This window comes from Streptomyces sp. NPDC007929, assembly GCF_042959065.1.
Classification (GTDB): domain Bacteria; phylum Actinomycetota; class Actinomycetes; order Streptomycetales; family Streptomycetaceae; genus Streptomyces.
Window position 1 is genome coordinate 973,576 of record NZ_JBIBKD010000001.1, and the last position, 14,230, is coordinate 987,805.

Below are 14,230 nucleotides of genomic sequence, written 5' to 3' on the forward strand. Positions count from 1 at the left end.
TGGGTGCTCCCCCGCGGGGTCACGGTCGGGCGATAGGTCGTCCCGGGAGCGCCGTACCAGCGCCCTCCCGAAAGGCACGACCGTGCACTTCACTTCAGAACAGCGCCTCGACGACGGTGTCCTCGAGCGCGCATTCACCCTCGGCGAGATCCCCGGCACCCTGTGGACGCCCGGAAGCGCACCGGCCCCGCTGGTCCTCATGGCCCACAACAACGGCCTGCCCAGGACCGACCCCCGGCTCGTGGCCCGGGCCCGGTACACCGCGGCGCGCGGCTACGCGGTGGCCACCATCGACGCCGCCGGGTGCGGCGACCGTCCCCGCTCCGCTGCCGAGGAGCGGGCCCGAGCCGACCTCCGGCAGGCGATGCGGGCCGGTGAGCCGGTCGATGAGATCTTCGAGTCCCTGATCGGCCCCATGGTCGAAAAGGCGGTCCCGGAATGGCGGACGACCTTGGACGCCCTCCTCGATCTGCCCGAAACCGCAGGCCCGGTCGGGTACTCCGGAGGGTGGACCGCCCTGGGTATCCGGCTGGCGGTGGCCGAACCGCGCATCGTGGCCGCGGGCTTCTTCGCAGGCGGCTTCGTGCCCCGTGCTCAGCGGGAGGAGGCCCGGCAGGTCACCATCCCGCTGCTGTTCTTGTTGCAGTGGGACGACGAAGGCAACCCGCGGCAACGCGCCCTGGACCTGTTCGACGCCTTCGGCAGCAGGGAGAAGACACTGCACGCCAATCTCGGCGGGCACACCGGCACGCCGTGGTTCGAGCTTGAGGACGGATGCCGGTTCCTGGACCGGCACCTGAAGTAGGACGGGCCCGCCCGCTCACTCGCGTATCTCCGGCACCGAGCGCCTCTCCCACCTCTCGGAGCCGGAGATGCCGGGGGCTCAGCGCCAGTCGTCGATCACGTAGGCGTCCGGGTGGCTGTAGCCGGGTTCGTTGGGCTTGTGCATGGTCACGCCCTGCAACCAGGTGCGGAAGCCGCGGTCGATCATGCGCCGGTAGGCGTCCTGACGCGCCAGGTTCACCCCGGCGTCCAGTTGTCCCAGCCCCTTCTCGGCGGCCAGCTGCTCACACGCGTCCAGCAGCCGCTCGAACCGTTCCCCGGCGCCCGGGCCGGGCCGTACGGCACCGAACTTGACGAAGCACACGTCCGTACCGGCCTCCGACCCCGCGCCGCAATGGCAGACGGCCAGACCGTCGAGGCCGGAGCCGTCGCCGTCGAGGAGGACGGTGTCACCGAGCCCCTGCGCCTGTGTGGCCACGATCTCCCGCTCCAGACTCAGGCCCTCGTACACGGCCTCCGTCAGTGCCCGACCGAGGCTCAGCGCGCCGGGCCGCTCGGTGTCGTTCAGCTCGCCGTACAGCACGCGGCCAGGGGCTGTCACCCCTTCTGTGACCTGCTTCTTCATGATGGCCGTGAGGAAGCGGGGCCAGAAACCGTACCGGCGGTAGACCTCGACGTGCTTGGGGCTGTGCGAGAAGGTGAACAGGCCGAGGTGGCGGTTCTCCCACGTGTCGAAGCACGCCATGACCGGTTCCATGAGCCGTCTGCCGATGCCCTGGTCCCACCGCTCCGGATGTACGGTCAGCGGGCCGAAGAACCCGACGCTGCCCCAGTCGGCGGCGAAGTTCGAGCCGACGACCTCGCCCTCGACGGTCGCTGCGAAGGCCGCGCGTGGATCGGCGGCCCAGCGGGTGCGGACGTAGTCGGCCGTCCCGAAGAACGTCTCCGGCTCAGGCGCCCCGAGGAAGGTTCCGAAGGCAACCCTGAAGATCTCGTCGGCCCGCTCCAGGTCCGGCTCGACCAGCGGACGGACCGACACCGAGGCGGCGCCCGCGTTTCCCTTCGCTCCGGGCATGATCGCTCTCCTTTCCGCCCCCTTCCTCCATCGCACCACGGACCCGCGCCACGGGCGAAGCGACGGTTTCGGCGGTACGCGGAGCGCCGAGGTCCACCACGGCCCACCTTGGCCTGGCCGCGGCGGGACCCAGCTGTGGTGCCGGAGGATCAGCCGTGGGTGGGAGAGCTGCCGGCCCATGCGTCCGGCCTGCCGTGCGGCCCGCGCGACCGCCTGGCCACCGGGTCGGCGCTGGGCGTCGTAGCGGACGAGCACGGCGTCGACGGTGGGCTCGGTGGCGAGCGGCGGTCCGCGGTCCTGTGGCACCTGCCGGGCTGGGTGCGACACGCCGGTGTTCCCGCCTGTCGAACGAGTTGGGCTCGCCGATGTGAGCTGCGTAGACGCGCGGGGCCGGCGTCGACGTGTCGGCACCGGAGATCACGGGAACGCGTCGCGCTGACGCATGTGGGGCGCGCGAGTATACGCAGCTCATGAGGGTTCAGCAGTAACCCAGATCACGGCAGGGTCACGGTGTAGATCATTTACGCTCTGGGCAGTCTCGTAGCGCTTCTCGGTTCAACTTTCGTACTGCGAAGCTCAGTTCGATGATGCGGGTGGTCTCGGAGGCCGCCTGCCTGCATGGCCGGGGGGACTCAGCGGTCCGTCTCCCGAAAGGAAGCGTATGCCTCAGGACGACCCGTTCGACCTCCCCTTCGGAACCCCTGACAGCAGGCTTCCGAAGTTAGGCGCAGGCTCGCGCTGATCGGGGCACACAGCCGGGCCGGTGTTGCTTTCTCCGGCCTCCCCGAACTGGCGGCGCATCGAGGATCGCCGCCCTGACCCGGCGATCCGCTCCGCTCCCTCACCCGCCGTCAACGCAGCAGTCGTGCGCCCGGAGTTGCTCACAGCAGGAGCGGAAGCCGGTCGCGTGAGCCCGGCTGTCCGGATGCTGCCCGGCCACCGACCACCACTGCCGATCGATTCCGTTGCCGCCCCTGGCCGGACCACAGCTTGAAGGAGACCGGTGTGAAATCTCGAGTAGCGGGTGCTGGTCCGAAGGCATCCATCGACAGCGTGCTCCCGGAGCAGCCCAGCGCCCGGCTCCAGCCCGGGGAGGCGGCGGTCAGCCTGGCCCGCCTCTTCGGGAAACGAACAGCCGGATGCACGGAGCAGTACCTGAGGAGTCAACACGCCGTCCGGCAACGGCTGGAAGCACTCGGCTCCCCCCATTCCGGCACCACGCTGCATCTGCCAGGGGCCCTCCGGGCGGCACCGCGCGTTTTCCTCCCGCCGGACGAGGCCGGCACCACCAGGCTGAGGAAACTCGACGCCAGCCTGGACATGATCGAGGCGGCCTTCCCCCAAGTCGGCACCGACATCGAGGTCTGCCGCCTCACCAGCAGGATGCTGGAGGAGGGTTGGAGGAGCCGCGCACTCACCCCGCGACGCGAGGACGAGCAAGCGGCCGACTGCGCCTGCCCGTTGTGCCGCCGACTGCCGACACCCCCCGCGCGCACCCTTGCCGACTACGACTGGCGGCAGAGCGCCGGTCGCCCCCTCACCGAAAAGACCTGGCCCCACCGCCGGGAACTCGACAGCGTCCTGACCGGGGGATGGTCCTGGACCCGGCAGATGAACGACCTCGAACGAGACCTCGGCCACCGCCACCGCTACGAGGACGACATCCTCGTCTTCCACGAATACAAGCGAGTGGTCGACACCATAGACACCTCGCGCCTCACCCAACTCGTCCAGGGCCGCCTGGCGGAGAATTTCAGCACCAACAGCGCACGCGCCCTGGTCTCCGGACTCTTCGCCGCACACAAACGATCCGTGGACGAGCACTGGCTCCAGCAGCACCACGCGGGCAGCGTCGTGCTGCCGCAGACCAACCCGCTCGACCAGAGCAGCTACTCGTTCCTGCAGATGCTCGACTGCCTGTTCTGGCACGTCTCGCCCGACACCGAACTCTGGCAGGAGGAACACCTCGCCTCCTTGCTGCTGTGCCGCGTCATCGACGACATGGCCGACGTGCGAGCCGACGCCCTGACCGGCGAGATCAGCAACTTCTGGCTCGCCGACATGCCCACCCACACCAAGGCGTTCTACGCGGCCTGCGCCATCGCCCTCGTCAAGTACGGCTGCATGCCCGAAGCGCACAGCACCATGTGGAACACCTGGCTGCTCACCACCACCATCGTCTGGATGGGGCTCACGGGTCGGCACGCCCTCTGGTTCGACGGCATCACGCAAGGACTTCCCCCGGCCGAGGGCTGTCCGCTGTGCGACCTGCAACCCAACGGGTGCTCGGGCATCCTCACCCACGGCACCACCCTGACCTTCACCAAGCGGCCCACGGTGCCGGAGCTGAGCGCCCGGGCCGCCGAACTGTCCGACCGCTGCCGAGCCCAGTTCCCCCGCACCTGGCCCCTCTTCGACACCGAACTGCACGCTTTCGAAGCACTGCACGGCCCATGGAACGGCAACACCGACTGCGCATGGGAGATCCTGCGCCGCACCTACATCGCGGCCGTGGAGGCATCGAGCGCCGCACCGTCCCGGTCCCGCGCCCGTGAAGTCCAGCAGGACGCGGGCAGAGTCGGGGCCGAGATGTTCCACGCCCTGCACGACCCCCGAACCGGGAGGGAGGACACCGCGCTTCTCGCCTACATGTTCGGCGGCGCACACCCGCACTTCCTCTGGAACGCGACCGGCTACCGCCCCACCGGCCTCGAAGGCGACTGGCTCGATGGCTGACGCTGTCCCGTCGAACACGGGCCCCGCGAGGAGGAAGGGAGCAAGGTCACAACTGCATATCGGGCATTTACGGCTCCGATCTTCACGAGAGAGTTACAAGTTGGCTAAGTTGGCCACTGTCTGCACGAGTTCCGTCGATCGACAAGCGGGCTCGCGCACTCTCAAGTGAAAGGAGCGCCCTTCCATGGCGTCGGAACGAACCTCGCACTCCGGAGTGACCGGCTCCGCGGTCCAGGCCAACTCCCTTGCCCCGGAGGCCCTCACCACCGAGGTCCGCCTCTCGCCGTCTGCCGGTGGCCGCCTTGCCGACTGAGAGCGAGGCGCCGAGCCCTGACGAGGTCCGGCGGTACGTCGACCGGCTGTACGACCGGGCCGAGAACGACACGGGCCGGTTCAACGCGACCCGCGCCGCATCGATCCCGCGGCAGCGGGGCGCGTCCGATCGGGACCGCTCCCGCGAGAACACGGAGCCCGCGCTCGGAGGTCTCGCCCGGCAGTGGTTCGACCTGGCCCGCGCCAAGCTGGGTCCGACGGTACCGGCGTCACTGCCGGAGAAGAGGCCGCCGGCCCTTCCCGAGCACGCGCCCCGGGCAGCGCGACCCGCGCGCCCGGTCGAACGCCCCGCGGAGCCCCTCGCCCTCGAAGCGCCCCGGGCGACCAGCGCGCCCGAGCTGCCCGAGGCGCCCACCAGGAGCGCGTGGGAGCTGACCGGCGGATCAGCCGCGGCGCCGCCGACCGCCGTCCTCCGCCAGCTCCCCGGCCGACCTGACACCCCGGCTGCGGCAGGCGCGTACCCGTGGGGCGAGAGCGCGAGCGCCTGGCGTGCCGATGCGCCGCCTGCCCTCGGCGATGCCGTCGTCGGGCCGTGGCCGCCGCCCGAGCCCGAACCGGTCTCCGCCCCGGCCACGGTCGACGTGGTGCCCGCCCCGGAGCCCACTGCCGTACTGCCGGCCCCGGAGCCCACCGCCCTGCTGCCCTCCGTTGCGGCCCCCGCCGCGACCTATCTCACCGGTCCGCCGGACATCACCGCCCCCGCGGCAACAGCAGGTGCTCCGGCACGGCCCACCGAGGCGACCAGTGCGCCCGCCTTCGCCGCACCGGCAGCGGCTGCCACGCCGGCGCCGCAGGTCACCCCCGCGGCTTGGGAATCCATCACGGTCACCTCGGCGGCCTACGGCGGACCCTGGCAGTCCCCGGACGCCGGGCACCGGACCCAGGCCGAGCGGGTGATCGACTTCGCCCGGGCTCAGATCGGCCGGCCCTGCGTATGGGGCGCCGTCGGACCGGGATCGTACGACGCCCCCGGTCTGACCCAGGCTGCGTGGAAGGCCGCGGGCGTCACGCTTCCCCGGGCCACGGAGGCGCAGTGGAGAGCGGGGGCGCAGGTCGCGCTCACTGACGTTCAGGTCGGAGACCTGGTCTTCTTCCACGACGACCTCCGCCATGTCGGTATCTGCAGCGGCAACGGCACGATGATCCACGCACCAGGCCCGGGAGCCCGCATCTGTGAGGAGTCGGTGTACTTCGCCGGCCAGGCGGCGATCAAGGGCGTGATCCGCCCGGCCTGACACCGCCCCGTCCTCGCCTCCGGTCCAGGGCGGTACCGGTGCGGCCCAGCAGAGGGCACCGGGCCCTGCGGGTAGGGCCACACCACCATGACGGTCATGGCCGACGCGGACCGCACCCCGGCCGGTTGGTCGGGGTGCGGTCCTCAAGCAGCGGAGCGAGCGGGGCCCACGTGGGCGGGGCAAGGTCCGTTCGTCGTGGACGGAAGAGGGGGAGCCTGGTGCTCCGTGCCATGGTCAGGATCTTGCCTCGGGCGGTGGTCGGTGACCCCCGCTCAGTTGGCGTTCACCAGGTCGTGTGCCGGCACCTTGACCGTGCGCTTGCCCGGTTCGCCGCCGAGCACGATCTTCCGGAGCGCGCTGTTGTTCTTGAGGTCGGTTTCCTTGAGTCGCTTCTCCGGGTTGGCCAGCACCTGGATGTAGTAGGTGCCGTTGGGCACGCCGGTGATGTCGAACGACTGGCCCGGCAGGTCCTGGGTGTAGGTGTCACCCGATCCGACGTCCAGCACCTCGCGGACCGAGATCGAGTTCTCCTCGCCGCAGGCGGTCGCCAGGTCCGTGTTGTACGGGTGCCAGTTGGCGTTCTTCACCGTGTAGTCGATCGCGTCGGTGTTGGCCAGGCAGAACGCCTCCTTGCCGCTGCGCACGGCCTCCTTCTTGTCCGCCTTCAGCAGCCGGTAGCTGGCGAAGTCGGTGAAGTGCCAGTGCACGTGCCCCGGGCGCGGGTCCCACTCCATGGTGCCGGTCGGGGTGTAGCCGACCTGCTTGCCCTTGGCGTCGTAGAAGTACTGGTAGGCGTCCATCTTGTCCTTGCCGGGCGAGCGGAACCCGTCCACCACGAGCTGCGCCGGGCCGGCGTTCCAGACGTTGGCACTGAAGGCCAGGTAGTCCTTGCCCGGCACGTCCCTGTCGCCGTCGCTGATGGTGATGCCGTAGGCCGGCAGCGAGCGCAGGTCCGGCTTGGGGACGTCCGGGACGGAGGGCTTGCCCGCGGGCCGCTTCGACAGCGGCTTGAGAGCGGGCGCCTGACGCGAGCCGTCGGTCTGGCCGCCGCCGTCCCTGGCCTGCTGAGACAGTGCGGACTGCTTCTTCTTCAGCGCCCACGGCAGGGCGGGCGGCGCGGCCTTCAGTGGACCGTGGCCCACGTTGTACGAGGGACCCGCACCACTCGTCACCGGCGCGGCGGCCTCGGCCCGGCTCGGGGCATGCCCCGGCCCGTGCCCGGCGTGCGCCTCAGGAGCCTGGTGGTCGGCGCCGTGCCCGGCGTGCTCCTTGGGAGCCTGATGCCCGGCAGCGTGCCCGGCGTGCTCACCGGCCTTCGCGGAGCGGGGCGCCGCCCCGGTGGAGCCCTCTTCGTCCTCGTCGCTGCGTTCCACCACGGTCACCTTGACCGTGGCCGCCTTGTCGGCCATGCCGAACATATCGCGGTACTTCTTGGCGACACCGACCTTGGCCGTGTACGTACCGGCCGGCAGCTGGACCGGCTCGCCGTAGGAGCCCGCGTAGGTGTTCGCCGCCCAGCCCTTCTCGATGCCCCACACGGAGCCGACGGTGAAGGGGTTCGTGGGGCAGCTCTCCGGATACGTGGACTTGGAGGGCGCGTCGGGCCGCACGCGGCCGCTGGCGTTGTTGGGGCAGAAGCTCTCACTGCGGGTGAGGACCTTCTTGCCGGCCTTGTCGGTGAGGGTGATCTCCGAGAAGCCGGGCAGCCCGGAGAAGTCCTTCACGGTGCCCGTGGGAAGTTTCTTCGCCTTGGCCTTGCCGGACTCGTACACGGTCTGGGTGATGGCGACCGGGTCCTTGTAGGACTTCCGGGTCACCTTGAGCTCCAGCGGTGTCCCCTCGGCGATGAGGTAGGTGCCGAGGTCCAGGTACACCCCCGGCTCCTCCTTCCAAGAGGTGAGCGTCACCGAGGTCGTCGCCGCGACGAGGCTCAGCCGGGGGCTCTTGGCGGCCTTCGTGGGCTCCTGGGCCGCGGCCACGATGCCGGCCGTCACGGCCGTCACGGCGATGGCCGTGGTACCGGCGAGCAGCGTACGCCGCAGCCGGGCGGTGCGTCTTCTGGTCATGTGTCCCTCGTCCTCGGTCCTGTGAGAAGGAAGCGGGCGGCACGGCGCGTCCGTGAGGTCCGGGTCGGGGCCATCACATGGGCGTCTGCCGTGCCCGCGCTGTGAGAGGAACGGGGCGGTTGTGTGGTTGTCCGGAGGAGGAAAGAGGGTGAAGTGTTGGCCGGATGCCGTCATGGTGACGAGATCCGGCCGTTGCTCAGGCGAGGCTGTGCGGTGCCCGGTCGACGGTGGGTTCGAGGCGGACGATGATGCCCTTCGACGTGGGCTGGTTGCTGATGTCGGCGGTGCTGTCCAGCGGCACCAGGACGTTCGTCTCTGGGTAGTAGGCGGCGGCCGAGCCCTTGGCCGCCGGGTAGGACACGACCTCGAAGTTCTCGGCCCGGCGCTCGACGCCGTCCGCCCAGACGCTCACCAGGTCCACACGATCGCCCTGGGCGAGACCGAGTTCGCCCATGTCCGCCGGGTTGACGAGCACGACATGGCGGCTGCCGTGGATGCCGCGGTAGCGGTCGTTTTCGGTGTAGGGGATGGTGTTCCACTGGTCGTGCGAGCGCAGTGTCTGCAACAGCAGGTGCCCCTCGGGGGCCCGGGGGACCACGTGCTCGTTGCGGGTGAACAGCGCCTTGCCGACCGCGTTGTTGAAGACGCCCTCGTTGACGGGGTTGGGCAGCTGGAAGCCCCCGGGGCGGGTCACCCGTCCGGTGAAGTCGTGGAAGCCCGGCACGACACGCGAGATGCGGTCGCGGATGGTGCCGTAGTCGCCCTCGAACTCGCCCCAGGGGATGTCCGTCTTACCGTCCAGGGTGCGGCGGGCGAGCCGGCACAGGATGGCCACCTCGCTGAGCAGCAGCGGCGAGGCCGGCTCCAGGCGACCCCGTGAGGTGTGCACCTCGCTCATGGAGTTCTCGACGGTCACGAACTGCTCGCCGTCGGCCTGCACGTCACGCTCGGTGCGCCCCAGGGTCGGCAGGATCAGCGCGGTGTCGCCGCAGACGGTGTGCGAGCGGTTGAGCTTGGTCGAGATGTGGGCGGTCAGCCGGCACGAGCGCATCGCCTCCTCGGTGACCTCGCTGTCGGGAGCGGCACGGACGAAGTTGCCGGCCAGGGCGAGGAAGACCTTGACGCGTCCCTCACGCATCGCCCTGATGGAGTTCACCGAGTCCAGCCCGTGCGGACGCGGCGGGTCGAAGCCGAACTCCTTCTGCAGGGCGTCGAGGAAGCTGTCCGGCATCTGCTCCCAGATGCCCATGGTGCGGTCGCCCTGGACGTTGCTGTGCCCGCGCACCGGGCAGGCCCCGGTCCCCGCGCGCCCCAGGTTGCCGCGCAGCATCAGGAAGTTGACGATCTCCCGGACGGTGGGCACGCCGTGCTTGTGCTGGGTGATGCCCATCGCCCAGCACACGACGACCCGTTCGCTCCTCAGGACCTCGTCCCGGACCTTCTCGATCTCCTCGCGCGTCAGCCCGGTCGCCGCGCGCACATCGTCCCAGTCGACGGTGCGGGCGTGGCGGGCGAACTCCTCGAAGCCGGTGGTGTGGGCGTCGATGAAGGCGTGATCCAGGACGGCGCCGGGCCGGGCGTCCTCGGCCTCCAGCAGCAGACGGTTGAGGGCCTGGAACAGGGCGAGGTCGCCGCCGGGCTTGATGTGCAGGAAGCGGTCGGCGATCTGGGTGCCGCGCCCGACGATCCCGCTCGGCTTCTGCGGGTTCTTGAAGCGCCGCAGCCCGGCCTCCGGCAGCGGGTTGACCGCCACGATCCGGGCGCCACCCCGCTTGGCCTCCTCCAGCGCGGAGAGCTGGCGCGGATGGTTGCTGCCCGGGTTCTGCCCGACCAGGAAGATCAGGTCGGCGTGGTGGAGGTCGTCGAGGCTGACCGTGCCCTTGCCGGTTCCCAGCGTCTCGCTCAGGGCGAAGCCGCTGGACTCGTGACACATGTTGCTGCAGTCCGGGAGGTTGTTGGTGCCGAAGGCGCGGGCGAAGAGCTGCAGGACGAACGCGGCTTCGTTGCTCGCGCGGCCGGACGTGTAGAAAACGGCCTCGTCGGGGGAGTCCAGGGCTTTCAGTTCCCGCGCGAGGACACCCAGGGCCTCGCTCCAGCCGATGGGCTCGTAGTGCTCGGAGCCGGGCCGTTTGATCATCGGCTCGGTGAGCCGGCCCTGCTGGTTGAGCCACATGTCGGAGCGGCCGGCGAGATCGGCGACGCTGTGCTCGCGGAAGAAGCCGGCGGTGATCCGGCGCTTGGTGGCCTCGTCGTTGATGTGCTTGGCGCCGTTCTCGCAGTACTCGTTGCGATGGCGCTCGCCCGGCGCCGGGTCCGCCCACGCGCAGCCGGGGCAGTCGATCCCGCCCACCTGGTTCATCGCCAGGAGGTCCACCGCGGTGGTGCGCGGGGAGGTCTGCTCCAGGGAGTACTCCAGCGCGTGCACCACGGCCGGGACTCCGGCCGCCCACTTCTTCGGTGGTGTCACGGAGAGGGTGCTCTCCGGCTCCTCGGCGGGCGGGTTCTGCATCGGTTCGCCTTTCTCTCGCGGTGTCCGGTACGCCGGTCAGCCGACGGGCCACTGGGCCACGCGGCTCCTGGGCGGTTCCGGGTGATCGTGCTGCACGCGGCCGTTGCGGATGGTGCCGCGCCAGGCCCCGCCCTCCTGCCCCACACCCTCGATGAACTGCTTGAAGTTCGCGAGTTCGCCCTGCACCAGCCGGGCGATCCCGGACGGGCGGATGAGGACCTTCGAGGCGCCCCGCGGTCGCAGAAGGATCCGGACCGTGATCGCGGTGCCGCCGGAGTCCGTCGGCCTGAACTCGACCTCGCCCTGGTGGGAGGGGTTCTGTTCCAGGCCGCGCCAGGCCAGATAGGCATCGGGGTCCTGCTCCAGGATCTCGACCGCGAAACGGTGCCGCAGCGGCCCGTAGCCGAGGGTCCACGCGGTGACGGTGGGCCTGATCTGCTCCACGCCGTGCACCACGGTCGAGAAGCGCGGGAAGGTCTTGAACTGCGTCCACTGGTTGTACGCCGTCCGGGCGGGGACCGCGACCTCGACCGTCTCCTCGACGTACCGCTCCCGCAGCGGACGGCGGCGCCTGACGCCGTCACCGTCGGTGCGCCTCCCCGGTGTGTCCGGCACGGCGTGCCGGGCGTCGTCCTCGTGCGCCATCGTGGTCTCTCTTCCGGTGCGGGAGCCGGGCGACCGGCCTGGCCTCGTGCGTACGGGCTCCTCTCCCGGTTCCCACTTCGCGCGGTTCGAGTCACGCCGGTGCAGGAGACCCGTGGGGCTCGGTTGGACCGAGGGGCGGCGACCGGGGCAGGGTGTCCCCCGATGACTACGAACCGTGAGCACTCATCCGGCCCCAGACCCACCGGCCTCCCGCCGTGGTCGCCCACCACCCCGGTGCACCGCGACCTGCTCGCGGCGAAAGAGCTGCTCTACGACCCCTGCGGGTTCACCTGCTCACAGCCGGTAGCCGAAACCGAGAGTGCCGAGTACGTCGCACACACGTTCACCGTGAACGGTCTCGCCGTCCGGTTCCGGGTGGCGAAGACGACCCCGACCAAGGCCGGCCAGTTCGTCACCGTGTGGAAGAGGTCCCCGGGCGGGCCCATCCAGCCCTTTGACGCGGCGGATGCCGTCGATCTCTTCGTCATCAGCAGCCGTGACGATCAGCACCTCGGCCAGTTCGTGTTCTCGATGGACGCGCTCCACAGGCACGGGATCGTGTCCGAGGGCGGTTCCGGAGGGAAACGGGCTTTCCGCGTCTATCCGCCCTGGGTGACCACCACCAGTCGTCAGGCCCGTACGACGCAGTCCTGGCAGGCCGACCACTTCCTGCCCCTGCACCCCGACGGACCCGCCGACACCGCCCGAGCCCGACTCCTGTACCGCGCACACGACGTGGCGTGACAGCACCTCCAGCCGGCCGGGCGAGCGGAGCCCGCGTGGGCGGATGTCCGCGACGCCGGGAATGCCGGTAGGCCCGCCGCTGATCACGCCTCCGGCCAGGTGGCGTGCCATCAGGCCAAGTTGCGTCGGCCGCCTTCCGGGTTCGTTGCCTCGCCCCTATCCTCGTGCGGCCGATGTTACCAACGGTAAGGGGTGGCGATGAGTGGCACCACGCGCAGAGGGTTCCTGGGCACTGCCGCGGCGGCCGCCGGCGGTGCCGTGGTCGTCGGAACCCCGGAAGAGGCCTCCGCCGCGAACGCCTCCGCACCACAGTCGGTGGCGGTCCTGGGCGGAGGCGTCGCCGGGCTCACCGCCGCCCATGAACTCGCCGAGCGCGGCTTCCGGGTCACGGTCTACGAACGCAAGGCACTGGGCGGCAAGGCCCGCAGCATGGACGTACCGGACAGCGCCACGGGCGGCCGACGCCCCCTGCCGGGCGAGCACGGCTTCCGCTTCATCCCCGGCATCTACCACAACCTGCCCGACACCATGCGGCGCATCCCGTTCCCCGGCAACCCGGGCGGAGTTCACGACAACCTCGTCGCCCCGAAGGAGATGCTGTTCGCCAGATCCGGCGGCCGCGAGGACATCCGGATCCCGCTGCCCTGGCCCGACGCCACTCCGGCCGACCTCACCCCCGACGAAATCCGCCGCGCCCTCACCGCCGTTCTGGACACGGCCTTCAACCTCCCCCTCCATGAGGCCCTGTACTTCGCCAACCGCGTCCTGGTCTTCCTCACCAGCTGCGACCAGCGCCGCGACACCGTGTGGGAGCGGACGCCCTGGTGGGACTTCGTGAGGGCCGGCCGGATGTCGTACGACTACCAGCGGATCCTCGCCGTCGGCATCACCCGCAACATCGTGGCCACCAAGGCGGAGGAGGCCAGCACCCGTACGGTCGGCACGCTGCTGGAGGCCTTCGCCTTCAACCTCCTGGGCCGGGGCGCGGACGGACCCCTGGACCGCATCCTCAACGCGCCCACCAACGAGGCATGGATCGACCCATGGGTGACCCACCTGCGCTCCCTCGGGGTCGAGTTCCACGTCGGCTGGACCGTACGGGACCTGACCCTGGACGCGGGTGCCATCGCCGCAGCCGTCGTGGAAGACCCCTCAGGCGTGCGCCGAACCGTCACCGCCGACCACTACATCTCCGCGATGCCGGTCGAGCACGCCCGCCGCACATGGAACTCCGCCGTGCGCGCGGCCGACCCCCAGCTGGCCGCGTGCGACCGGCTGGAGACCGACTGGATGACGGGCATCCAGTTCTACCTGACCGAACGCACGCCGATCGTGCACGGCCATCTCGACCTCATCGACTCGCCCTGGTCGCTGACCGCGATCGCCCAGGCCCAGCACTGGCCCGCCCGCGACTTCCCGGCCGACTACGGCGACGGTACGGTCGCGGACTGCCTGTCCGTGGACGTCTCCGAGTGGGACCGCCCGGGCATCCTCTACGGCAAGACGGCCAAGCAATGCACCCGTGCCGAAGTGGCACGCGAGGTCTGGGCACAGCTCAAGGCGTCGCTCAACGACAGCGGCCGTACGGTCCTGAAGGACTCGGTACTGCACTCCTGGTTCCTCGACCCCGCCGTCGACGGCCTCGGCACGCCGCATCCCGTCAACGACGAACAACTGCTCATCCACCCGGTGGGCACCTTCCACCACCGCCCGCGCTCGGCCACGAAGATCCGCAACTTCTACCTGGCCGGTGACTACGTGGCCGTGCCCATCGACCTCGCCACCATGGAGGGCGCCAACTCCTCGGCCCGGCAGGCCGTCAACGCACTGCTGGACCGCTCCGGCTCCACGGCACCACGCTGCACCGTGACCCCCCTGTACCGGGCCCCCGAACTGGAGCCGCTCAGACGCCACGACCGCACCCGCCACCTCCTCGGACTGCCGAACGCCTTCGACATCGGCTGAAGACCGCGGCTGAGAGCTGAGAGCTGAGAGCGAAGGGGCTGAGGGCTGAGGCACGTCACCTGCTGCCGCGATCGGGCAGCGTGTCGCTTTTTGACCATCGAGGGTCGCCGGAGGACCGGCACAGGCCGATGACCTGCCC

The 14,230-nt window shown here is 70.4% G+C and carries 10 protein-coding genes and 1 pseudogene; 6 read left to right on the forward strand and 5 right to left on the reverse strand.

The genetic code is table 11. The features are described from left to right. The first annotated feature begins 82 nt into the window (after positions 1-82). Positions 83-805: a dienelactone hydrolase family protein gene (locus ACFZDE_RS04455; protein WP_391197263.1), complete on the forward strand. Its 723-nt coding sequence runs from the start codon at positions 83-85 to the stop codon at positions 803-805. Between the two features lie 78 nt (positions 806-883). Here the strand turns inward: ACFZDE_RS04455 and ACFZDE_RS04460 are convergent, their stop codons facing one another. Together ACFZDE_RS04460 and ACFZDE_RS04465 are read right to left on the reverse strand one after the other, a co-directional pair. Beyond that, on the reverse strand, positions 884-1,858 hold the full coding sequence (locus tag ACFZDE_RS04460) for a GNAT family N-acetyltransferase (RefSeq protein ID WP_391197489.1): 975 nt from the start codon (positions 1,856-1,858) through the stop codon (positions 884-886). Positions 1,859-1,975: 117 nt separating this feature from the next. Next, positions 1,976-2,140: pseudogene (locus ACFZDE_RS04465) on the reverse strand (FAD-dependent oxidoreductase); the annotation flags it as partial. Positions 2,141-2,863: 723 nt separating this feature from the next. On the opposite strand from ACFZDE_RS04465, the gene ACFZDE_RS04470 reads away from it, so the two are divergent. The 3 genes from ACFZDE_RS04470 to ACFZDE_RS04480 all read left to right on the forward strand — a co-directional run bounded on the left by ACFZDE_RS04470 (position 2,864) and on the right by ACFZDE_RS04480 (position 6,162). After that, on the forward strand, positions 2,864-4,594 hold the full coding sequence (locus ACFZDE_RS04470; RefSeq protein WP_391197265.1) for a hypothetical protein: 1,731 nt from the start codon (positions 2,864-2,866) through the stop codon (positions 4,592-4,594). A gap of 184 nt (positions 4,595-4,778) precedes the next feature. After that, a complete protein-coding gene (locus ACFZDE_RS04475) occupies positions 4,779-4,907 on the forward strand; it encodes a hypothetical protein (RefSeq protein WP_391197267.1) in 129 nt (42 codons plus the stop codon). After that, positions 4,897-6,162 carry an NlpC/P60 family protein gene (locus ACFZDE_RS04480; RefSeq protein ID WP_391197269.1) on the forward strand — a complete coding sequence of 422 codons (1,266 nt, stop codon included), beginning with the start codon at positions 4,897-4,899 and terminating at the stop codon, positions 6,160-6,162. The genes ACFZDE_RS04475 and ACFZDE_RS04480 overlap by 11 nt, the downstream gene beginning before the upstream one ends. 272 nt (positions 6,163-6,434) lie before the next feature. On the opposite strand, the gene ACFZDE_RS04485 is transcribed toward ACFZDE_RS04480, so the two are convergent. From ACFZDE_RS04485 to ACFZDE_RS04495, 3 genes are all read right to left on the reverse strand, one after another. Then, positions 6,435-8,228, reverse strand: coding sequence for a lysyl oxidase family protein (locus ACFZDE_RS04485; protein ID WP_391197271.1), 1,794 nt, complete (start codon positions 8,226-8,228; stop codon positions 6,435-6,437). A 196-nt stretch (positions 8,229-8,424) separates the two neighbouring features. Continuing rightward, positions 8,425-10,737 carry an FdhF/YdeP family oxidoreductase gene (locus ACFZDE_RS04490; RefSeq protein ID WP_391197273.1) on the reverse strand — a complete coding sequence of 771 codons (2,313 nt, stop codon included), beginning with the start codon at positions 10,735-10,737 and terminating at the stop codon, positions 8,425-8,427. A 36-nt stretch (positions 10,738-10,773) separates the two neighbouring features. Next, a complete protein-coding gene (locus ACFZDE_RS04495) occupies positions 10,774-11,382 on the reverse strand; it encodes an SRPBCC family protein (protein ID WP_391197274.1) in 609 nt (202 codons plus the stop codon). Positions 11,383-11,544: 162 nt separating this feature from the next. Between ACFZDE_RS04495 and ACFZDE_RS04500 the strand changes: the two genes are divergently transcribed. Together ACFZDE_RS04500 and ACFZDE_RS04505 are read left to right on the forward strand one after the other, a co-directional pair. Further along, a complete protein-coding gene (locus ACFZDE_RS04500) occupies positions 11,545-12,126 on the forward strand; it encodes a MepB family protein (RefSeq protein ID WP_391197277.1) in 582 nt (193 codons plus the stop codon). Between the two features lie 198 nt (positions 12,127-12,324). Further along, positions 12,325-14,091 (forward strand): FAD-dependent oxidoreductase, encoded by a 1,767-nt coding sequence (locus tag ACFZDE_RS04505; protein ID WP_391197280.1) that lies wholly within the window; start codon positions 12,325-12,327, stop codon positions 14,089-14,091. Positions 14,092-14,230 lie beyond the last annotated feature (139 nt).

Bases quoted from the DNA above. Each gene is read 5' to 3' on its own strand.
- ACFZDE_RS04460 (WP_391197489.1), bottom strand. From the start codon at position 1,858: ATGCCCGGAGCGAAGGGAAACGCGGGCGCCGCCTCGGTGTCGGTCCGT.
- ACFZDE_RS04475 (WP_391197267.1), top strand. From the start codon at position 4,779: ATGGCGTCGGAACGAACCTCGCACTCCGGAGTGACCGGCTCCGCGGTC.
- ACFZDE_RS04485 (WP_391197271.1), bottom strand. From the start codon at position 8,228: ATGACCAGAAGACGCACCGCCCGGCTGCGGCGTACGCTGCTCGCCGGT.
- ACFZDE_RS04490 (WP_391197273.1), bottom strand. From the start codon at position 10,737: ATGCAGAACCCGCCCGCCGAGGAGCCGGAGAGCACCCTCTCCGTGACA.
- ACFZDE_RS04495 (WP_391197274.1), bottom strand. From the start codon at position 11,382: ATGGCGCACGAGGACGACGCCCGGCACGCCGTGCCGGACACACCGGGG.
- ACFZDE_RS04500 (WP_391197277.1), top strand. From the start codon at position 11,545: ATGACTACGAACCGTGAGCACTCATCCGGCCCCAGACCCACCGGCCTC.
- ACFZDE_RS04505 (WP_391197280.1), top strand. From the start codon at position 12,325: ATGAGTGGCACCACGCGCAGAGGGTTCCTGGGCACTGCCGCGGCGGCC.